This is a genomic window from Halomonas sp. IOP_6 (assembly GCF_021151565.1).
In the GTDB taxonomy this organism is placed as follows: Bacteria; Pseudomonadota; Gammaproteobacteria; order Pseudomonadales; family Halomonadaceae; genus Vreelandella; species Vreelandella alkaliphila.
In genome coordinates, this window is sequence record NZ_JAIRBO010000006.1 from 186,746 (window position 1) to 208,080 (window position 21,335).

Here is a 21,335-nt window from a genome sequence, read left to right on the forward strand (position 1 = left end):
TACCTGGGCATTTTTTCTTTAGGAAGTCGCATATGGCACTCAGTGAGTTTGAAATCAAAAAAGTCGAGCGGGCTGCTTCTGCGTTTCTGACAGCTCGAAGGCCTCCCATCGAAGTTCGTTCCAAGCTGGATCTGGATGTCCGGGTTTCCGGCCAAAGCGTTCAGATTATGGAGCTTCGTCCACATTTTCGAGAGCCGTCAACCACGATGGAGTTGCCGGTGGCAAAAGCCACCTACGTCAAAAAATCTCAACGTTGGAAAATCTACTGGATGCGCAGTGATCAGAAGTGGCATTTGTACACGCCACAGCCTGAGTCAGCTTCTATTGAGGAGTTTTTTGCTATCGTGAAGGCTGACGCGAATGCCTGCTTTTTTGGTTAGCTGATAAGTAAAAAATTAGCCGAAAGATCTACATCGTTTTAAACATCATCGTATCAGGAAATTTTATGGCCGATAGCAGGGAAGCTCAGTTCCAGCAGGATATCATCGACGCCATGGCCACCGATGGTTGGAAGGTGGGCACGGCCAGCGGTTATGAACGCTCCACAGCACTTTATACCGAAGATCTGCTGGGGTATGTGCAGGAAGCTTGGCCGGAGCGTTGGGAGAAGTTCTGCAAGGCTAACCCGCAATCGTCTGAAACGGTGTTTGTACAGAAAGTGGTACGCGAGCTGGAACGAGCGGGCACGCTAGAGGTGCTGCGCCATGGTTTTAAAGTGCCGGGGGTGACGTTCGACCTGTGCAGCTTCAAGCCTGACCACGCCATGAACCCTGAAGCGCTTTCCCGCTACCGTGCCAACCGTCTGCGCGTGGTGCCGGAAGTGGCCTACTCGCCCCATGCCCGAGACAAAGCCAGTGGCGGCCAGAGCTACAACCCACGTTTAGATCTGGTGCTGTTTGTAAACGGTATTCCAACCGCCACCCTGGAGCTAAAAAGTGAGTTTAAGCAGTCGGTAGAAAACGCCAAGCGACAGTACCGCAACGATCGCCCGCTAAAAGATCCCATTACTCGCAAGCTAGAGCCGCTGCTGGCGTTTAAGCGCGGCGCGCTAGTGCATTTTGCTGTTAGCCAAGCGGAAGTGGCAATGACTACCAAGCTGGCGGGTAAAGAGACGTTCTTTCTGCCGTTTAATCTGGGCAGCGAAGGCGGCGGTGCTGGTAACCCGCCACCAACTGATGACAATAGCTACGCCACAAGCTACTTGTGGGAGCGTGTGCTATTGCCGGACGCATGGCTGAAGATTCTCGGGCGCTTTTTGCACCTGGAGCAGAAAACAACCGAAGACTTTCACGGTCGACGCAAAACGAAAGAAACGCTGATTTTCCCGCGCTACCACCAATGGGAAGTGGTTAATCAACTAATTGAGACCACCCAAGCCGATGATGGCGGCCAGCGCTATCTAGTTCAGCACAGCGCTGGTTCGGGTAAGTCTAACTCGATTGCCTGGCTCGCCCATCAGTTGGCCAACCTGTATGACGAAAGCGGCCAGCAGAAGCGCTTCAACTCAGTGATTGTGGTGACTGACCGCACCGTGCTGGATAGCCAACTGCAAAACACCATTTACCAGTTTGAACATGCCCATGGGGTGGTCTGCCCGATTACCCGCGATGTCGGCAACCAGAGCAAATCTGAACAGCTGGCTGAGGCGCTGGCGAGCAATACTCGTATTATCATCGTTACCATTCAAACGTTCCCTGCGCTGTTCGATGCGCTGGATAAGCGGCCAACACTTGCCGAAGGCCGCTATGCAGTGATTGCCGACGAAGCACACTCTTCACAGGCGGGCGATTCTGCGCGCAAGCTTAAGGCGCTATTAGCCGCCGCTGGCGAGAGCGCTGATGAAGGCGAAGAAATCAGTGCAGAAGTAATGCTGGATGCAGCCGTGTCTACTCGTCGACCTAATGAGCGCATCAGCTACTACGCCTTTACCGCCACACCCAAGGCCAAAACACTAGAACTGTTTGGCCGTGTACCAGACCCAAGCTTGCCACCAAGTGCAGACAACAAGCCCGAGCCATTTCATCTCTACTCGATGCGTCAGGCTATCGAGGAAGGCTTCATTCTGGATGTGCTGCGTAATTACGTCACCTACAGCACCGCCTGGAAACTGGCCCATTTAGAAGATGAAGAGCAGGAAGTAGACGCCAAAAAGGCCTCCCGCGCATTAGCCAAGTGGGTTCGCTTACATCCTTACAATATTGCGCAGCGCGTAGAGGTCATTGTTGAGCACTTCCGCGCTAATGTGCGCCACCTGCTGGACGGCCAAGCCAAAGCGATGGTGGTCACCGCCAGCCGCCAAGAGGCGGTGCGCTACCAGCTGGCTATGCGCCAGTATGTGGAAGCTCAAGGCTATAGCGACGTGCACCCCTTGGTGGCGTTTTCTGGCAGCGTACCGGCCGATGAGGTCATTCCTGAGGAAGTAACTGAAGCCAGCCAACTGCTGAACCCTGGCGTTCGTGGACGTGATCTGGCCAAGGCGCTGGACAGCGACGACTTCAACGTGATGATCGCCGCTAACAAGTACCAGACTGGCTTTGACCAGCCCAAGCTATGCGCCATGTACGTGGACAAGAAGCTGCAGGGTGTAGACTGCGTGCAGACGCTCTCGCGGCTCAACCGCCTGTTTCCTGGCAAACAGACGTTTATCCTCGATTTCTTTAATGAACCACAAGAAATTTTAGAAGCGTTTGCGCCGTATTATCGCAAAGCCACCTTGGCTGACGTTTCCGACCCGCAGGTGGTGTATGACCTTAAACGCACGCTGGATGCTAACGGCATTTATCACTGGCCCGAGGTGGAAGCGTTTGCTACTGCTTTCTTTGACCCTAAAGCACCCGCCTCACGATTAAGTTATCACTGCCAGCCTGCTCAAGATCGTTTCAAAAAGCGTTATGAAGTCACCGTAGAGCAGCAACAAACGTGGAAAGACGCTCGCCAGCAGGCGGAACAGCAGGGTGACGAAAAAGGGCGCATGCGTGCGGAGCAGGAGTTAGAAGACGCAGGCAAGACCCGCGATGAGCTTGATCTGTTCCGTAAAAACTTACAGAGCTTTGTACGCACCTATGAATTTCTCAGTCAGATCATCCACTTCGATGATGCTGAATTAGAACAGCTTTGTGTGTATGCCAAGCACCTGCATCCCTTGCTACGTATCGATCGGCTATTAATTGGCGACCCTATTGATGTCAGCGAACTTGAGCTGGACAGCTATCGGCTGACCAAACGTGCTGAACAGCGCCTCTCGCTTGAAGAGGAGAGCGGCGATTACGGCTTGAAACCGATTTCAGATGTTGGCTCCGGCAAACCCCATGACCCCGAAACTCAACGCCTTAATGAGATTATCGAGCGCCTGAATGACCTCTACGGCGCAGATATTAGCGATGGAGATAAGCTGCATTTTGCCAACGGCATTGCTGACCGCATTGAGCGTGATGATGAGGTGATGGCCCAGATCAACCACCATGATGAAACCCAGGTGATGCACGGGCTATTTCCCAAGCGCGTCACCGACGCTGTATTAGATGCAATGAATGATCATGAAAAACTGAGTATGCCGCTGCTGGAGAACGAGGAAACGGGGCGGCAATTTGCGTTGCTTATTTTGACGCTGTTGGCGGGAAGAGCTGGGCAAAATGTTAAGTACACTGGGCCCGAAACGTAGACGTGTTCCAGCATACTCACCAGTAGTATGTGCAGCCTTTTTGTTACGGAGAGTTTATGTTTAACCGCCAAGAGTGGGCGTCATTGCTGGGTATCTATGGGCTGGGTGCGTTCCTGTATGCGCTATTGTTAACGCCAGGATTTACGCCAACAGGGGTGACAGCAGGGTTAGGCTTTATGTTCATGGGGCTGGTGTTAGGGCTCTGTGGGGCGGTCATTGGGCGCCGCAGTGGCCGTGCCATGGTGGGTATCGTAGCGGGTTACATTCTTTTCATTGCGCTGGTAACGACAAACTACTGGCTTTCAGCATCAGGTTAGCGAGCGCTCAACGATTACCCAACAATGCCCAACAAAAAACGGCCACTTGCTGTATTAGCTAAGTGGCCGTTTTTTATGAAATTTTTGGTCGGAATAGCAGGATTCGAACCTACGACCTCTGCCTCCCGAAGGCAGCGCTCTACCAAGCTGAGCTATATTCCGAATATTGTTGCAACGATGCTATTAAAAGCGCGCTAAGCAGCGCTCGACAACGGAGCGAATCATACGCAGGCGAAGGGTTTTTTTCAAGTCCCTTTTTCGCGCTGGGTTGCTTTGTTGCGCAGACTTTATGCTTTGCGATCAACCGCTAACCGAGCGATGTTAGCCATGCTATCGCGGTAGGGGCTCGGTGGCAGGGCATCGAGTTCGGCCAGGGCTTTATCGGCCATCTCAACCGCCCGCGCGCGGGTATATTCCAGCGCGCCAGTGGCATTGATGATCTCAAGCACCTCGTCGAGCTGTTCCAGCCCGCCCTTGCGAATCACTTGGCGGATTAGCTTGGCCTGTTCCGGAGTGCCGCGCTCCATAGCATGAATCAGTGGCAGGGTAGGTTTGCCTTCTGCCAGGTCGTCGCCGACATTTTTGCCCATGGCCTCGGCGTCGCCTTGGTAATCCAGCAGGTCGTCGATGAGCTGGAAGGCGAGACCTAAATAGCGGCCGTAGTACTGCAGGGCGCGCTCTTGCTCAGGTGTGGCGTCGGCAAGCACGGCACCGCTGTGGGAAGCCGCTTCAAACAGCATCGCTGTTTTACCTTGAATGGTTTCAAAGTAATCCGCTTCAGAAATGCTGGGGTTACCGATATTGGTTAGCTGCAGTACTTCGCCTTCGGCAATCACGCAGGTCGCGCCGGATAGAATCGCCATAATGCGCATCGATCCTACGTCCACCATCATTTGAAACGAGCGCGAATAGAGGAAGTCTCCCACCAGGACTGACGGCGCGTTACCCCAGGCATCGTTGGCGGTTTTTTTGCCACGCCGCATGTGCGATTCATCGACCACATCGTCGTGCAGCAGCGTGGAGGTGTGCATAAATTCGATCAGCGTGGCCAGGGTGATGTGTTTGTCGCCCTCATAGCCCAGTGACCGGGCAGCCAGCAGCACGAGTAAAGGACGCAGACGCTTGCCGCCGCTTTCAATAATATATTGGCCGATGGTTTCTACCAGCGGCACTTTGGAATTCAATTGCGCGACAATGGTCCGGTTTACGGCGTCAAAGTCATCGGCCACCACGGCGTGCAGCGGTGAAGGCGTTGGGCTGGCAGGCGGGGTTTGAGAGACGTTGGCTGTCATGGGTTCCGTTCATCGCGGGGGTAGGATTGTTGGGGCCATGCTATGGGGCTGTCTGTGAGGCGTCAAGGTAGTGATAGACGTTCGTAGTGTGATGTGTGATTGACAATGCCCCGTAGTCTTGTGGTAAACCGCGATAGTCGCTATAATTCGCGACCCACTCATCATGCTCCCTGTCAGATGGTTGCCAAAAGGGGCGCCACTCGCAGCAGGTCGATAAGAGCGGAAGGCGATGAGCGTTGATTACGCGGGGCGTAATCGGCATTAACGACAAGTCCGGAGAGCGACATGTACGCAGTTATTAAAAGCGGTGGCAAACAGTACCGCGTTCAAGAAGGTCAAACCCTCAAGCTCGAAAAAATCGAAGTCGCTACCGGCGAAACGATTGAGTTTGATGAAGTGCTGTTGGTTGCAGACGGCGATGACGTCAACGTTGGCGCGCCTTTAGTAAGCGGTGCCAAAGTGTCCGCTGAAATCGTTTCCCACGGCCGTGGCGATAAAGTAACGATCATCAAGTTCCGTCGCCGGAAGCACAGCATGAAGCGTCAGGGCCACCGTCAGTGGTTCACTGAAGTCAAAATTACCGGAATTTCTGCGTAAGCAGTCGATTCCCTTAAGGAGGATTTTGCAATGGCACATAAAAAGGCAGCCGGCTCCACGCGTAACGGTCGCGATTCCGAGTCCAAACGCTTAGGTGTGAAACTCTTCGGTGGCCAAGCAGCCAGCGCGGGTAGCATCATCGTTCGTCAGCGTGGCACTCGTTTCCACGCAGGCACTGGCGTTGGCCTGGGCCGTGATCACACGCTGTTCGCTTTGAACGACGGCTTCGTGAAGTTCGAGACCAAAGGTCCGAACAACCGTAAATTCGTTAGCATCGTTTCTGCCTAAGCAACAGCTGTTGCGCAGAGCGAAGATGACGAAATAAAAGCCCCGCCATGGCGGGGCTTTTTTGTCTTTTCGATCCCTTTTGCCTGTTATTAATGGGCGGGATATTGCAGTTAGGGCGGCGGAAGCGGCCGGGAGAATCCAATGCAGTTCGTCGATGAAGCCTCGATTATTGTTGAGGCAGGTAAAGGCGGCAATGGCTGTCTGAGCTTTCGCCGCGAAAAATATGTGCCCAAAGGTGGCCCTGATGGTGGCGATGGTGGCCATGGTGGCAGCGTCTACCTGATTGGTGACGATTCACTGAATACCTTGATTGATTTCAAGTTTCAGCGTTTTTACAAAGCTGAAAACGGCCAGGGCGGCATGGGCCGCCAAATGAGCGGTAAAGCTGGTGAAGACCTGCATGTGAAAGTGCCGGTGGGCACCACGGTGATCGATGAGGACACCCTTGAGGTGATCGCCGATGTCACCGATATCGGTCAGGTGGTACTGGTGGCCGAAGGTGGTCGCCGTGGGTTGGGCAATATTCACTTTAAATCTTCGACCAACCGTGCGCCTCGCCGCACCACGCCGGGCACCGAAGGCGACCGCCGCAACCTGCGTCTGGAAATGAAGGTAATGGCCGACGTCGGCCTGCTGGGCATGCCGAATGCGGGCAAGTCTACGCTGATCCGTTCGGTATCCGCGGCTAAACCCAAAGTGGCGAACTATCCGTTCACTACCCTGGTGCCCAACCTGGGTGTTGTGAAGCTGGGGATGCACGAGCACTTTGTGATGGCCGATGTGCCAGGTCTGATTGAGGGTGCCTCTGATGGCGCGGGCTTGGGGCTGCGTTTCTTGAAGCACCTGACCCGTACACGTCTGCTGTTCCACGTGGTGGATGTGGCGCCGTTTGACGAGTCTGACCCCGTGGAAGCGGCGCAGGCGATTATTCATGAGCTAGGCCAGTTCTCGCCGGCGCTTTCTGAGCGGCCGCGTTGGTTAGTGCTGAATAAATTTGATCTGCTGCCGGAAGATGAGCGCGAAGCCCGCGCCGAGGCGATTATCCAAGCGCTGAACTGGGATGGCCCGGTATTCCGCATCTCGGCAATCAGCAGCGACGGCACTGACAAGCTGGTGCAGGCGGCGTATCGCTGGCTGACAGAGCAGCAGCGCCTGGAAAATGAAGATGAAGAAGCCCATGCCCGCGAGCAGGAAATGCGCCGCCGCATGGAAGAAGAATCAGTGGCCCGTACGGAAGCGCGTCTTGGCCGTCGCCGTAAGCGTGACGACGACGATGAAGATGACGACGACTTTGACGATGATGATTACGATGTCGAGGTAGAGTACGCCCCATAACCGATCCGTCGGCCGAATGGGTGGCGTCAGCAGGGTTAACGGAATCAAACGCGTGAGCGGAATGGCTTGGGAGAGTCGCGACGTGGAAAGCAATGAGCAGTTGCCCGGCCGTGAGGCGTTAAGCAGCGCCCGCCGGGTGGTGGTTAAAATTGGTAGCGCGCTGCTCACCAACGATGGCCGAGGCTTGGATGAGCCGGCCATTGGTGGCTGGGTCGACCAGATTGCCACGCTGCATCAGCAGGGCAAAGAAGTTGTGCTGGTATCCTCGGGTGCCGTAGCGGCGGGCATGGTGCGCCTGGGGTGGCAGGCTCGCCCCAGTGCCGTTCATGAGCTTCAGGCTGCTGCGGCGGTAGGCCAAAACGGTCTCACCCAGTGCTACGAGCAGCATTTTGCTCGCCACGGTATGTTAACGGCCCAGATTCTGCTCACCCACGATGACCTTTCCAACCGCAAGCGCTATCTCAACGCGTTGTCAGCGCTGCGTACCTTGGTTGAGATGCGTGTGGTGCCTGTAATCAACGAAAACGATACCGTGGTCACCGACGAGATTCGCTTTGGCGATAACGATACGCTTGGCGCGCTGGTAGCCAATCTGTTAGAAGCCGATGCACTGCTGCTGCTAACCGATCAGGAGGGGCTATTTGACGCCGACCCTCGCCACGACCCCAATGCCAAAATGATTGCTGAAGGCCGTGCCGACGACCCGCGCTTAGCCGCTGTTGCTGGCAGTGGAGGCGCCTTGGGTCGCGGCGGCATGAGCACCAAAATACGTGCTGCACAATTGGCTGCCCGTTCCGGTGCGGTCACGGTGATTGCCAGTGGCCGCCAGCCGGACGTTATTTCCCGCATCATGGCTGGCGAGGCGCTGGGCACTCTGTTGCGCCCAGCTCAAGCGCCCATCGCTGCTCGCAAGCGCTGGCTGGCAGGTCAGTTGCAGGTGCGTGGCACCTTGGTACTGGATGCCGGGGCTGTCAATGTACTGCGTGGCAAAGGCTCTAGCCTGTTGGCGGTGGGCGTACGTGAAGTGCAGGGCAGCTTTAAGCGCGGTGATATGGTGCTGTGCGTGGATGAGCAGGGCGCACGCGTGGCCAAAGGATTGGTTAACTACGGTGCGGATGAAGCCCGTCAGTTAGCGGGCCAACCGAGCCACCAGATTGAAGCAATTCTGGGTTACGTGGAGGCTCACGAGCTGATCCATCGCGATAACTTGGTGGTTGTTTAACGAGCTGGTTGTTTAATCGCGAGTACGGGGCGTTAGCGGTACTTGGCGTGGCCAGTCATCAGGCACGATGACTAGCCGCTCAAGCGGCTTTTCCCCAGTTAATGCTTTTGCCTGAGGGTCGTATAGCACTACTTGCTGCGGCCCGTAGCGATGGATGAGGGGCGTCACGTCTGCCATATGTTTCTTGGCAGAGTAGAACCTAGCCAATGGTGGCGGTGCTAGCCAGTGAGGCTTCTCTAGCCATGCCATTTTCAGTGTCTCGCTTCGCTGAGCTGAGAATTGCGGCCAATCCCTTAAATAACACCACTTACCACGTCGATGATCGACCGTTGCACCGCTGGGCGGCGGTAACGTTGCGTGCCAGGGATAAAACAGTACGCCGGGCATCGCTAGGCGCTGCGTCAGTGGATGATGGAGTGGTGGAGCGGGGCCTATATCTCTAGGCGCTAGCCAGTGGGCGATGATCGCTTGCGCGGTGGCAGTGCGCGAAATTGGCAACTGATGATGGCGCAGATGGCTACATTTCAGCGCTAGGCTATCCAGCCCGCCAGGGCCAATCCAGCGGCTTTGGCAGGTAGCATCGCCAGGCCCTTCGGGTAGGCCAAGATAGAACTTTATCGCCACTTCCAAATGGATGGGGTTGGGGTTGTCCCGTGTTCGATAGAGCATATCCAGTTCTCCCAGGGTATTGCGCCGCTGGGTAATGCGCAGGTTCTTGGCGAGCAGTCGTGTGTTAGGCGCGTTATCTAACATCAGGTGCCACAGCCGCTCATGGTAGTGCCCCATGCGTGTCGCAAGTTGGCCATCTAGCGCACTCACTAGTGACGAAAGATTCGCCAACCAGTCATCAATTGAATCTACTAGGCCAAGCTCCTGGCGTGTTGGCCTGCCTGGATAGGTAGTCGGCCCCGCCAGCTCAATCAAGTCAGGCGTGGCGAGCAACCAGGCAAGATCACGCAATACCGAATGCTCTAGGCGGTCGCTTACGCCTTCTGCGGTGGTGGGTAGCGTCAAAGGCATCTCCCAGAAGTACACAGTCAATGACTATTGATGATGCGTACCACATTACAACGCGTTGCTGGCAATGTCCCACTGGCTAATTAAAAAAGTAACTGACAGCGCTTATTTGCCGTATCAAACATTATGAGCTGCCAACAAAAGCGGGCCTAAGTGGCCCGCATAATGGTTTGCGTTAGTTAATGCTGGCTTGTGCTATCCCGTTAATCGCGGTCAATTTCGCTTACTTGAAAGGAGCCTTGGCGTAGACTGATTTCTATTTCACGGCCATTTTCATCGCGACCTTCAACATCAATCATGCCGCTTTTATCAATGTCGATATCTTCAAATTCGCTCATACCCTCTTGGCTTGCTACCTCGAGTGCTTGGCGAATATCATCTTCACTCATGCCCCAGGCACCGGTAATTAAACGCTCACGCTCTTCTTGCAGTGTTTCGCCACTATCGATGGAAAATTCAATGTCAGCGTACCATTCGTCATCAAGCCAGCCTTCAACCTCGGCACGGCCACGGCTCTTAATACTGATCTCTTCGTAATGGGTGAACCCATAGTCAGTGGCATGGGTTAGCACACTATCAATCTGATCAACCGGCAATGTATCCGCTTGCACGCTACCTGCAGCCGCAGTGAACAGCAGCGCGGAGGTCGGGATCAGCAATATTTTTTTCATAGCGTTCATATCAAATTCCTTCTTGGTTTGTTGAATGACGTCGTCTGTTGAATGAGACAGCATTCGTCATAAGGCAAAACAGTTATAACACCGCGGTTCTTTCCGTAAGCTGACAAAGCCATTCATCTAACGTTCATGTTGCTTTTGGCATTCTAGTACGATGAAAAAGATGCCCCTCACGCTCACCCTTTCACGTTATTGGCAGCGCCTGCCACGCATGCGCTTGCGCAAAGCGCTGCCTGTGAACGTCGTTGTCACGGTGTTTGCCATTGCGCTGGCCGGTAGTGCCATTGGTGATCAACACTGGGAAGCGTTGCACAGTGAAGTGCAGCGAGGCGCTGTCGTGCCCTTAGAGTCCATTCTGGACTGGCTTGAGGCTAATTATATCGGCGAGGTAATAGAAGTAGAGATCGAGCGTGAGGATGGCCATGTAGAGTATGAGATCAAACTGCTGGGCGCTCAGAATCAAGTGGTTGAGTTTGAGTTTGATGGCCATAGTGGACAGTTAATGAAAATAGAAGGTGTGCGTATTAACGAGATGCGCCGCCAATAAGGTAGCTATTCATGAAGTGTTTACTGGTAGAGGACGACCAGGCGCTCGCCCGTGAGCTTATTCAAGCGCTACGGGAGGGTGATTGGCTGGTAGAGCATGCGGAAAATGGCCAGGAAGCAGATTTTCTAGTGCGCACGGAAGCCTATGACACGGTCATCCTTGATGTGGGGCTACCCGATGGTGAAGGCACGCGCTGGCTCTCTGCGTGGCGTGAAGACGGCATTGATCTGCCAGTACTGATTTTGACGGCGCGCGAGCGCTGGGCTGATAAAGCGGCAGGTTTTACCGCAGGGGCCGATGACTATGTGACGAAACCCTTCGAACCTGCCGAGGTCATGTTTCGGCTGCGTGCCCTGGTGCGTCGTAGTCATGGCCATGCCCATCCCGTGCTAAAAGTGGGTGAGCTACGCCTGGATACCCATACCCAGCATGTCACGCTGGCGGGCAGGCCGGTTAGCATAACCGCCCAGGAAACGCGCCTACTCAGCTACTTAATGCATGCTGCCCCGCGCGTGGTTAGCCGCAGTGAGCTCTCTGAACATGTCTATGACCGTGATCATGAGCCCGACTCCAACGTGATTGATGTTCAAGTGAGCCGGTTGCGGCGTAAATTAGGCGCATGGCGGATTGCCACGCTGCGTGGTCAGGGGTATCGCTTACTCGCTGAAGAGCCTTCCGGCGCATGAAGCCAGCTATTACCCGTTGGGCTCAGCGTTGGTCGACCCGTTCGATTACGTTGCGTCTTCTACTGGCGGCACTGTTAATGGTGTTGCTAGCGTTGCCTATGGCGGGTTGGCTGCTCACTCACCATTATCGTACGTCAGCAATTCATGCCTTTGATGAACGCTTGGAGACAACGCTGAACGTGATCATTGCGGGGGTTACCTTTGACCCGATTGCCCAGCAGATAAGTTACGATCGATCACTGGGCGACCCGCGTTTTGAACAGGTTTATTCCGGCTGGTATTGGCAAATTACCGACCATGACCAGCTTTCGGCAACGTCGCGCTCGCTGTGGGATCAGCGCCTACCGGTTGTCGATAATACAAACCTATCGGCTCGCACGTGGAGCGGCCCGCGAGGCCAGCAGTTGCGAATTGTCGAGCGAGATATTTACCTTGCCCCGTTGGAAACCCCGCTGCATGTTAGCATTGCCGCCCGTGATGATGCGTTGCGAGAAGATATTCGACAATTTCAACAAGCTTTATGGCTGGGGCTGGTGGGCCTGGGGGCGCTGCTGTTAGGTGTACTAGCGCTGCAGGTACGCTGGGGGTTGGCACCACTGCGACGCATGAATGCTAATCTCCGGGACGTCGAGCAAGGGCAGGCTGAGCAGCTCGACACCCACCTGCCGGATGAGCTGGCGATGCTAGCGGAGTCAATGAATGCCGTACTTATTCGTGACCAGCGTTTGATTGAGCGAAGCCGCCATACCGCAGGTAACCTTGCCCATGCGTTAAAAACCCCGCTAAGCGTTATGCGATTGCTGGTTAAGCAATTGCCCAGTGAAAGCCGCGCTCATTGGGAGGTTGAGCTTTCGCGCATCGACAATGCGGTGCGTCACCACTTAGCGCGGGCATCGGCTGCTGGCGAGGGGGCGCGTTTCGCCCCAATTGCCGTTCAGGATACGTTGGCGGCGCTGATTACTGGGCTTACACGTCTTGCGCAGCGCCGTCATATTCGCCTGCAGCAACACATAGACAGCAGTGCGCGCGTCCATATGGATGGGCAGGATCTTCAGGAAATCGTCGGTAACCTGTTGGACAACGCACTTCGCTGGGCGGCAAGCGAGGTGAGCATTCGTTTGCAAACCGATGGCCAACGGCTGTCGCTACGAGTGAGCGATGATGGCCCTGGTATGTCCGCACAGGAGTGCCAAGCCGCTGTGCAGCGCGGCAAACGTCTCGATGAGCAACGTTCTGGTAGTGGACTTGGGCTGGCCATCGTGACGGATCTTGTCGCGCTGTATCAAGGGCAAATGCATCTGCAACGTGCCCAGGCGGGTGGATTAGAGGTGGTTGTTGAATTACCTGTGGTTGCTCGGTAGCTACTATGCATGACCTAACCAAGAGACAATGACATGACGCAAATCACCAAGACATTGCCGGACGTACTGGTGGGGCCACTGCTGCGTCGCCTTTCGCCTTCGCGGCTAGTGCTGTGGCTAGTCGCGACCCGGCCGCTAACCATGCAACTGTTGCTTTACCCTGAACAAGTGGGTGTCCAGACGCACCCATTGGATAAGTCGCATCAATGCGTGGCGATTGGCCAGCACGCCTATATTCATTTTATTGACCTGAGCTTGCCGACCGCACTGCCCACCGATGAGCGAATTGTCTACGATTTGCAGGTACAGGGTACCCAAGGCGAATGGCAACGCCTGCCGGATTGGGCGCCCTGGTTATGTCATGAGGGCGAAGCGTATCCAGGCTTTGTGCTGGCCTCTCGGCATCACCGGTTGATGCACGGTTCGTGCCGTAAACCTCATCACAACAGCGCCGATGGCTTGGTACGGGCAGATACCTGGTTAGCCGAACGCCAATCAACCCCTAAAGAGTGGCCAGCCTGGCTGCTGATGACCGGTGACCAGGTCTATGTTGATGATGTTGCTGGCCCGATGCTGCGTGCCGTACACGCACTGATTGAGCGTTTGGGATTGGTAGATGAGCAGTTGGAAGGAGCCACGGTAGATGACAGTCAAGCGCTTTACGCCGCCCCCGAAAGCTATTATCACCGTGAAGCGCTGTTGCCGGATGTGACCAGTAACGCTGCGCTGCGTGAGCGTTTCTTTGGCGGCGTTAAAAAGCCTGTGTTTACCTCCGCAAATGCGCAAAACCACTTAGTGACACTGGCAGAAATGCTCGCCATGTACTGCTTGGTATGGTCTCCAACGCCCTGGCAACTCATTGCTGTTGAACCGCCAGAGTTGGATGACAAAGAAACGGACGCCTATCAGAAAGAGCAGGTGGTGATTGACGACTTTGTTGCAGGGCTGCCTCAGTGCGCACGGCTAATGGCCCACGTTCCCAGTCTGATGATCTTTGATGATCACGATGTCACCGATGACTGGAACTTGACCGCTGACTGGGAGCGCTGTGCCTACGGCCATCCGTTTTCCAAGCGTATTATCGGCAATGCGTTAGTGGCTTATTTATTGTGTCAGGGATGGGGCAATGCACCGGATAAGCTTAATCCGCTGTTGCTTCAAGCCTCGACACTATTTGAAGAGGATAGCTCGCTTAACGCGAGCGCCCAGGATAATTTCATCGAGCGGTTACTGCGCTTTCAGGGCTGGGAGTACCAGGTGCCTGGCACGCCTGCCCTAATCGTGCTGGATACGCGCACCCGCCGTTGGCGTAGCGAGCGTAACCCTAACCGTCCTTCGGGTTTGATGGACTGGGAGGCGCTGATGGAAATGCAGCAAGCGTTACTGGGTACTAAAAGCGCCGTTATCGTTTCCCCAGCCCCGATGTTTGGGGTCAAGCTGATAGAGATCATTCAAAAGCTGTTTACCTTGGCGGGCAAGCCGTTGGTGGTGGACGCTGAAAACTGGATGGCGCATCGCGGGGCTGCCAATGTACTACTGCATATTTGGCGGCACTCAAAAACGCCGGGTAACTACGTGATTTTATCTGGCGACGTCCACTATTCATTTGCCTACGATATTGTTGTACGTCGTCAAAAGCAGGCACCGCATCTTTGGCAAATTACCTCCAGTGGGATCAAAAATACGTTTCCCCAACAGCTGTTGAACACGTTTGACCGATTGAACCGTTGGCTCTATGCGCCGTTATCGCCGCTCAACTGGTTCACCAAGCGCCGCAAGCTAAGTATTCACCCCCGCGACCCAGACCGGGCTAGCGCCGGAGAGCGGCTATGGAATGCCAGTGGGATTGGGTTGGTAAGCCTGGATGAACAGGGCCACCCAACGGATATTCGCCAGCTAGACGTCGATGGAGGTGATGTGGTGTTTCCACCGTCAGAACTCCCGCGCTCTTAGTCCGCTGCTGTTGGTCGTAGTGTCATACAAACGACATGGAAATGTCGCACGATTGCTGTCCGAATGCTTTCCTGATGGCGCTTTAAAATCAGATGGAGCTATAACAATCAAAGGAACAGGCGACGTTTGATAGGGCAGCAGGTATATGACCGCACAAGAAGCACAGTGGTTGAACCAGATTATTGCAGCAGAAGAGCTGCATGTGTTGTTTCAGCCCATTGTGAATGCCAATCAACAGGCTATTTATGGCTATGAAGCCCTTATTCGTGGCCCGAAAACATCGCCGCTACACTCGCCGTTACGCCTGTTTGAGGTGGCGACTCAGGCAGGATTGTTAGTCGAACTGGATTTACTGTGTCGACAACTAGCGATTCAGCGTTTTGCAGAACTTGAACTGCCGGGATTGCTGTTTCTGAACGTGATGCCGCTGACAATTGTTGAGCGTGACTTCCGTGAAGGCTTAACGTTGAGTTTCATTCAAGAGAGCGGCTTGCCCCCAGAGCGGGTAGTGATCGAGCTTACTGAGCATGTGCCTATTCATGATTACGAGCTGATGCGTCAAGCCGTGGCCCACTATCGCGACATGGGCTTTCAAGTGGCGCTAGATGACTTAGGGGCTGGCCATTCCAGTTTGCGCCATTGGTCTGAACTGCGCCCTGATTTCGTCAAACTAGACCGCCACTTTATTTCTGGCATTGATCAAGAGCCGGCTAAACGTGAGTTCTTACGCTCGATTCTCGATGTAGCGCGCAGCTTAGACTGCCAACTGATTGCTGAGGGAGTTGAAACTGCCGCCGAGCACCTTTGTCTGTGGGAATTAGACCGAGGGTTGGCGTTGCTTCAGGGATTTTACTTTGCACGACCCAGCCTTCATCCGCCCTTGCAGCTACATATGCTGTTGCCTGCCACGACACAGCTAAAAGGCCCGGCGGGGCGCACCGCCCACTCTATTTTACGTTCGATAAGTGCTGTGTCGCCGGCGTGCTCCGTACCAGAGCTTGCCGAACGATTTCGTGATGTTACAACCCTACGCTGTGTGGCGGTGGTAGAAGATGGCGTGCCAATAGCCGTGGTGCGTCGCAATGCGTTTTTAACGCTATTTACCAACCCCTATAGCCACGCGTTGTATGCAAAGCGTCGGGTGTTAGAGATTGCAGACCCTAAAATGCTAGTGGCCGACGCAGATTTGTCTCTTGAGGCGCTTAGCCAGCAGCTAACCGATAGCCGCGATATCGAGCAGGAAGATTTCGTTATTGTGGATAGTCGCGGTTGCTATCTGGGAATGGGGACTATTGTGGACCTATTGCGCGAAATTACCGCCATTCAGGTGCGTCAGGCCCGTCATGCCAATCCGCTTACCGGATTGCCGGGTAATATTCTGATAAACGAAACGCTGGTCACTTATCTCGATCAGCGCGAAGGGTTCGCGGCCGCCTACGTTGATTTAGATAATTTCAAAGCATTTAACGATGCTTATGGCTATGCTCGTGGCGATCACGTGATTATTTCCTTGTCACGTCTGCTTCAGGCGCAGGTAGAAAGCGCTGGCGGGTTTATCGGCCATATTGGTGGTGATGACTTTATGATGCTGCTTCCCTTAGAGCAGTGGGAGGGCGTTTGCCTGCAAATATTGCACTCTTTTGAAGTGATGGCGCCCGGGTTTTATGAAGAGGCAGACCGTCAGCAAGGGGGAATCCATATAGAAAACCGCCAGGGTTCGGTGATGTTTATTCCTTTTGTAAGTGTCTCTATTGCTGTTAAGCCGGTCACTGATACCACTAGCTGCAAGGCGCTAGACATTGCCGCGCAACTTTCCGAGTTAAAGCACCAAGCAAAAAAAATAGCGGGTAACAGTTTATTCGTAGAGCGCCGAGGATGCTGTGTGGTGCCAACGTGTAGTAGGTAGCACTGAGTTTTTACTCACTTAACTGTCACTTAGGGGTCATGACCTTGTCATTTTAATGTCCCTCCGCTGTCATGATTGGGCACCACCATAGCGGCATTGTTAAATAACCCGCTCAGGTGATGTATGCAACCTCTCTGTCTGTCTCAATCGTTTTCTCGTACGTTGATTAGCGTTGCTGTGGTTAGTGCGTTTGCGCTAGCAGCCGTTAGTGCCTCCGCTGACCTCTCTTCGCGCTATGTTGATAATGACGGTGACATGGTTGCTGACGTACCCAGCGATGAGTCTCAGTGGGTCGACCCGGATACCTTAGTCTTTGCCTACACGCCGGTCGAAGACCCAGCTGTATACGCTGATGTTTGGGCGGATTTTCTCGAACACTTAAGCGATGCCACCGGCAAGCGGGTGCAGTTCTTCCCGGTTCAGTCCAACGCGGCTCAGCAGGAAGCACTGCGCGCAGGTCGCCTGCACGTGGCTGGTTTTAATACGGGCGGTGTACCGGTTGCCGTTAACTGCGGCGGCTTCCGTCCCTTTGCCATGATGGCTGCTGAAGACGGTAGCTTTGGCTATGAGATGGAGATCATCACTTATCCCGGCAGCGGCATTGAGTCGGTTGAAGACTTGGCAGGCAGCCAACTGGCATTTACCTCTGAAACGTCTAACTCTGGCTTCCGCGCGCCTTCTGCGTTGCTGCGTTCCGAGTACGGTCTAGAGGCTGGTGAGGATTTCGAAACTGCGTTCTCCGGCTCCCATGACAACTCCATTTTAGGGGTGGTAAACAAAGACTACGAAGCTGCTGCCATTGCTAACTCTGTTGGCGCGCGGATGATCTCTCGTGGCGTTGTCAACGAAGGTGATTACGAGATTATCTACACCTCAGAAACGTTCCCCACCACCGCCTATGGGCTGGCCAATAACTTGAACCCTGAGCTGGCCGAGAAAATTCAGGATGCTTTCTTCAGCTACGACTGGAAAGGTACGGCTCTTGAGGCCGAGTTTGCCAATTCCGGTGAAGCGCAGTTTATCCCGATTACTTATCAGGAAAACTGGTCGGTCATTCGCACCATCGCCGATGCTAATGGCGTGACCTACGACTGCGATTAACATACTAGTCGTTCTGAAACCCTATCGGCCAGGAAGGCAACTTTCTGGCCGAATTGCTATGTACCTGACTAATCGTAAATGGGGCACTCTCATGTTGACTCTTACCGGCGTTGGCAAACGTTACCCCACTGGGGATCGTGCGTTAACCGATATACAACTGACGCTACCTAAGGGCCAAGTGATGGCGCTGATTGGGCCATCCGGTGCAGGGAAAAGCACGCTGATTCGTTGTGTTAACCGTTTGGTAGAGCCCACTCAAGGCAGCATTTGCTTAGATAATATTGAGCTGACCAAACTATCAGGCAACCGGCTACGCCATGCACGCCGCTCCATGGGGATGATTTTTCAGGAGTATGCACTGGTTGACCGTTTAACCGTGATGGAGAACGTGCTGTCTGGCCAGCTAGGTTATGTAGGTTTCTGGCGTAGCTTCTTACGCCGCTACCCACAGGAAGCCGTGGCCGAAGCCTTTCGCTTGCTGGAACGGGTTGGCTTACCCCACGCTATTGATAAGCGCGCCGATGCGCTTTCCGGTGGCCAGCGCCAGCGGGTCGGTATTGCCCGCGCGCTGTTACAAAGCCCAAAGCTACTATTGGTTGATGAACCTACCGCCAGTCTCGACCCGAAAACATCGCGCCAGATCATGCGCCTGATCCGTGAACTATGCGCCGAGCGAGAGTTGGCCGCGATTATCAACATTCACGACGTCGCGCTGGCTAAGCAGTTTGCTGACCGTATTGTGGGGTTGCGGGCTGGGGAAATCGTCTTTGACGGGCAGCCTAGCGAGCTTACCAGTGAGATTCTCACGACTATCTATGGTGAAGAGGATTGGGATACCACCCCAGAACACTCCGACGATGATGAAACTGAACAGAATACGAAAGAGAGCGAAGCACATCGGCTTCATACTGGTTGCGAGCTGTCCCGGTTAGAAAGACTAGCGAGTGGGGGCGCGCGATGAGCAGCACCAATTCACTGGCGCGCCAACAGGCTGCGCGTGAGGGGCACTGGCGGCGCTTACCACTGATTGATAACCCGCGTGTGCGTTGGGGGCTGGTGCTAGGCGCGATGGTTTATCTGGTACTCGCACTTGCCTCTGTGGAAGTTAACTGGGCACGTGTGGCGGAAGGGGCCGGACGCGCACTCAATTTTCTGGGTGCGTTTTTGCAGCCGGACTTCGTGAGCCGCCAGAGCGATATTATCGCTGGCCTGCTGGAAAGTCTGACCATGACGTTAACCTCTACAGTGATTGGCGTGTTATTGGCCATTCCCGTGGGGCTGGGGGCGGCGCGTAATATCTCGCCATTACCTATTTATGCCGTATGCCGCGCGATTATTGCCGTTTCGCGCACCTTTCAGGAAATTATTATCGCCATTCTGTTTGTGGTGATGTTCGGCTTCGGGCCGTTTGCGGGCATGTTGACCCTGGCGTTTGCCACGATTGGTTTTATGGCCAAGCTGCTGGCAGAGGATATTGAAGACCTCGACTGGCGGCAGGTAGAGGCCGTACGTGCCACCGGGGCGAGCTGGTGGCAAACCATGAATCATGCCATTCAACCTCAGGTGATGCCGCGCTTAATTGGTCTCTCGATGTATCGATTGGATATCAACTTCCGCGAGTCGTCAGTGATTGGCATTGTCGGCGCTGGCGGTATCGGTGCCACCCTGAATACCTCGTTGAGCCGCTACGAGTACGGCACATCTGCTGCCATCCTGCTGATTATCATCGCTATTGTACTGATGAGTGAGTATGCCTCCAGCTATGTTCGCCGCTGGACACAGTAACGGCGCGCCACTTGTCATAAGAGGAAACGATATGCCTGTTTCAACATCCCTCCAAGGGGCACCGCTTTGGCAGCGGCGCACTACCCGTGCCCAGTGGCTGCAATTCGCTGCCTGGCTTCTAGGCATCAGCCTGTTTCTACTATGTTGGAAAGTGATTTCTGATAACACCATGTGGGTGTTTGTTGAAGATGCTGGCCGCCAGGGCAGCGACTTAATCAGCCGTATGATGCCGCCGCGTTGGGAGTATGCCAATGTGCTGTGGAAGCCCATGTGGGATACCTTGAACATTGCCACGTTAGGGACGGCGCTAGGCATTGTCATGGCCTTTCCCGTGGCGTTTTTAGCGGCACGCAATACCACGCCGCACCCACTGATACGCAGCTTGGCGCTCACTATTATTGTTTCGTCGCGCTCTATCAACTCGCTGATTTGGGCCATGCTGTTGGTCACCATTCTTGGCCCTGGCGTCTTGGCGGGTATTATCGCCATTGCGCTGCGCTCCATTGGCTTTGTGGGCAAGCTGCTTTATGAAGCCATTGAAGAGATCCATCCAACCCCCGTTGAAGCGATTAGTGCCACCGGCGCCAGCCGCCTACAGGTGATGAACTACGCTGTGTTGCCTCAGGTAATGCCTGCCTTTGCAGGTATTAGCGTGTATCGCTGGGATATTAATATTCGTGAGTCTACCGTGCTGGGTTTGGTGGGGGCTGGTGGTATTGGCTTGCAGCTCAATGCCTCAATTAACAGCCTTGCCTGGAACCAAGTTAGCGTCATCTTTGTGATGATTTTTGCCACGGTGCTGGTATCCGAGTGGGTCTCCGCCCGTGTGCGCCACGCGATCATTTAGTTAGCCTGTTGAGGAACAGAAACCATGCGTTTTCCTAATGCAGACATCACCACCATCGATATTATGCGCCATGGAGAGCCAGTCGGCGGGCGCATGCTACGTGGCAGCACCGACCACCCACTGAGTGAAACGGGCTGGAAGCAAGTGAGTGATGCCGTCATGCGCCACACGGTAGAGGGCAAGCCACCTTACGATGCGATTGTCAGTTCGCCATTGCTACGTTGCCGCGAATTTGCGCTGTGGCTAGGCGAGGAGTTTGATGTGCCTGTACAAGTTGATGACGACTTGGCGGAACTTCACCTGGGACGCTGGGAAGGCAAAACGCATGCCCAGGTATTTGCCGATGAGGGCAGCGAGCCGATGAGCGCATTTTGGTTTAATCCCTGTCTATCTGCGCCCCCAGAAGGAGAAACGTTGGCAGCGCTGGATGCTCGGGTTAGTGAATCCTGGCAGCGGCTGTTGGCTAATCCGCCCGGTAAGCACGTGTTGGTGGTTGCACATCTGTTTGTCTGCAATGCGCTGCTGCGCCAAGTGCTGGGGCAGCCGCTTGGTAACGGCTTAGTGATGGACTTACCCTATGCTGCGATGAGCCGCCTGCGCCATGAGCGCCATGCGTTAGGCAAAACCACCTTTGTAGAGTGGATAGGGCGTTAGTCATAGTGCGTTAGTAATAGCCACCTACGAATCAGTAGCGGGTAAGCTGCGCATAGGCCATGATATAAGCATTGCTAACGTGCTGAGCC

Annotated in this window: 20 protein-coding genes and 1 tRNA gene; 17 read left to right on the plus strand and 4 right to left on the minus strand. The window is 54.5% G+C overall.

Features of this window, described 5'->3' with window-relative positions:
• Positions 1-32: 32 nt before the first annotated feature.
• The 3 genes from K7H08_RS12965 (at position 33) to K7H08_RS12975 (ending at position 3,978) form a co-directional block, all read left to right on the plus strand.
• On the plus strand, positions 33-380 hold the full coding sequence (locus K7H08_RS12965) for a DUF3024 domain-containing protein (protein WP_231658201.1): 348 nt from the start codon (positions 33-35) through the stop codon (positions 378-380).
• 65 nt (positions 381-445) lie between these two features.
• Positions 446-3,661 (plus strand): type I restriction endonuclease subunit R, encoded by a 3,216-nt coding sequence (locus tag K7H08_RS12970; RefSeq protein ID WP_231658204.1) that lies wholly within the window; start codon positions 446-448, stop codon positions 3,659-3,661.
• Between the two features lie 56 nt (positions 3,662-3,717).
• Positions 3,718-3,978, plus strand: coding sequence for a hypothetical protein (locus K7H08_RS12975; protein ID WP_193061141.1), 261 nt, complete (start codon positions 3,718-3,720; stop codon positions 3,976-3,978).
• Positions 3,979-4,063: 85 nt separating this feature from the next.
• Here K7H08_RS12975 and K7H08_RS12980 read toward each other — a convergent pair.
• Both K7H08_RS12980 and ispB read right to left on the minus strand, forming a co-directional pair.
• Positions 4,064-4,140 (minus strand) — tRNA-Pro (locus K7H08_RS12980).
• 125 nt (positions 4,141-4,265) lie between these two features.
• Complete coding sequence (gene ispB, locus K7H08_RS12985; RefSeq protein ID WP_198349535.1) at positions 4,266-5,270, minus strand: octaprenyl diphosphate synthase; 1,005 nt, start codon at positions 5,268-5,270, stop codon at positions 4,266-4,268.
• A 285-nt stretch (positions 5,271-5,555) separates the two neighbouring features.
• Here ispB and rplU point away from each other — a divergent pair, with 285 nt between their 5' ends.
• The 4 genes from rplU (at position 5,556) to proB (ending at position 8,712) form a co-directional block, all read left to right on the plus strand.
• Positions 5,556-5,867: a 50S ribosomal protein L21 gene (rplU, locus tag K7H08_RS12990; RefSeq protein WP_009723801.1), complete on the plus strand. Its 312-nt coding sequence runs from the start codon at positions 5,556-5,558 to the stop codon at positions 5,865-5,867.
• 30 nt (positions 5,868-5,897) lie between these two features.
• Positions 5,898-6,155: a 50S ribosomal protein L27 gene (gene rpmA / locus K7H08_RS12995; RefSeq protein ID WP_009097313.1), complete on the plus strand. Its 258-nt coding sequence runs from the start codon at positions 5,898-5,900 to the stop codon at positions 6,153-6,155.
• A gap of 141 nt (positions 6,156-6,296) precedes the next feature.
• A complete protein-coding gene (cgtA, locus tag K7H08_RS13000; RefSeq protein ID WP_038480572.1) occupies positions 6,297-7,490 on the plus strand; it encodes an Obg family GTPase CgtA in 1,194 nt (397 codons plus the stop codon).
• A 61-nt stretch (positions 7,491-7,551) separates the two neighbouring features.
• Complete coding sequence (proB, locus tag K7H08_RS13005; RefSeq protein WP_231658234.1) at positions 7,552-8,712, plus strand: glutamate 5-kinase; 1,161 nt, start codon at positions 7,552-7,554, stop codon at positions 8,710-8,712.
• A gap of 12 nt (positions 8,713-8,724) precedes the next feature.
• Here proB and K7H08_RS13010 read toward each other — a convergent pair whose 3' ends face one another.
• Both K7H08_RS13010 and K7H08_RS13015 read right to left on the minus strand, forming a co-directional pair.
• Complete coding sequence (locus K7H08_RS13010; protein ID WP_231658205.1) at positions 8,725-9,726, minus strand: DUF1853 family protein; 1,002 nt, start codon at positions 9,724-9,726, stop codon at positions 8,725-8,727.
• Positions 9,727-9,932: 206 nt separating this feature from the next.
• On the minus strand, positions 9,933-10,409 hold the full coding sequence (locus K7H08_RS13015; RefSeq protein WP_231658207.1) for a PepSY domain-containing protein: 477 nt from the start codon (positions 10,407-10,409) through the stop codon (positions 9,933-9,935).
• 208 nt (positions 10,410-10,617) lie between these two features.
• Here K7H08_RS13015 and K7H08_RS13020 point away from each other — a divergent pair, with 208 nt between their 5' ends.
• From K7H08_RS13020 to K7H08_RS13065, 10 genes are all read left to right on the plus strand, one after another.
• The gene (locus K7H08_RS13020) at positions 10,618-10,953 is read left to right on the plus strand and encodes a PepSY domain-containing protein (RefSeq protein WP_231658235.1); all 336 of its coding nucleotides are present in this window, start codon (positions 10,618-10,620) and stop codon (positions 10,951-10,953) included.
• An 11-nt stretch (positions 10,954-10,964) separates the two neighbouring features.
• Positions 10,965-11,639: a winged helix-turn-helix domain-containing protein gene (locus tag K7H08_RS13025; RefSeq protein ID WP_038480583.1), complete on the plus strand. Its 675-nt coding sequence runs from the start codon at positions 10,965-10,967 to the stop codon at positions 11,637-11,639.
• The gene (locus K7H08_RS13030; protein ID WP_231658209.1) at positions 11,636-13,000 is read left to right on the plus strand and encodes a sensor histidine kinase; all 1,365 of its coding nucleotides are present in this window, start codon (positions 11,636-11,638) and stop codon (positions 12,998-13,000) included. Before K7H08_RS13025 ends, K7H08_RS13030 begins: the two co-directional genes overlap by 4 nt.
• Before the next feature lie 33 nt (positions 13,001-13,033).
• Positions 13,034-14,953 carry an alkaline phosphatase D family protein gene (locus tag K7H08_RS13035; RefSeq protein ID WP_231658210.1) on the plus strand — a complete coding sequence of 640 codons (1,920 nt, stop codon included), beginning with the start codon at positions 13,034-13,036 and terminating at the stop codon, positions 14,951-14,953.
• Positions 14,954-15,098: 145 nt separating this feature from the next.
• Positions 15,099-16,859: a bifunctional diguanylate cyclase/phosphodiesterase gene (locus K7H08_RS13040; protein ID WP_231658212.1), complete on the plus strand. Its 1,761-nt coding sequence runs from the start codon at positions 15,099-15,101 to the stop codon at positions 16,857-16,859.
• Between the two features lie 123 nt (positions 16,860-16,982).
• Positions 16,983-17,960, plus strand: coding sequence for a phosphate/phosphite/phosphonate ABC transporter substrate-binding protein (gene phnD / locus K7H08_RS13045; RefSeq protein WP_231658213.1), 978 nt, complete (start codon positions 16,983-16,985; stop codon positions 17,958-17,960).
• 91 nt (positions 17,961-18,051) lie between these two features.
• The gene (gene phnC, locus K7H08_RS13050; protein ID WP_231658214.1) at positions 18,052-18,921 is read left to right on the plus strand and encodes a phosphonate ABC transporter ATP-binding protein; all 870 of its coding nucleotides are present in this window, start codon (positions 18,052-18,054) and stop codon (positions 18,919-18,921) included.
• Positions 18,918-19,745: a phosphonate ABC transporter, permease protein PhnE gene (gene phnE / locus K7H08_RS13055; protein ID WP_095604415.1), complete on the plus strand. Its 828-nt coding sequence runs from the start codon at positions 18,918-18,920 to the stop codon at positions 19,743-19,745. Before phnC ends, phnE (K7H08_RS13055) begins: the two co-directional genes overlap by 4 nt.
• 31 nt (positions 19,746-19,776) lie before the next feature.
• Positions 19,777-20,592: a phosphonate ABC transporter, permease protein PhnE gene (phnE, locus tag K7H08_RS13060; protein WP_038480604.1), complete on the plus strand. Its 816-nt coding sequence runs from the start codon at positions 19,777-19,779 to the stop codon at positions 20,590-20,592.
• Positions 20,593-20,616: 24 nt separating this feature from the next.
• The gene (locus K7H08_RS13065) at positions 20,617-21,246 is read left to right on the plus strand and encodes a histidine phosphatase family protein (RefSeq protein WP_231658215.1); all 630 of its coding nucleotides are present in this window, start codon (positions 20,617-20,619) and stop codon (positions 21,244-21,246) included.
• The last annotated feature ends 89 nt before the right edge of the window (positions 21,247-21,335 follow it).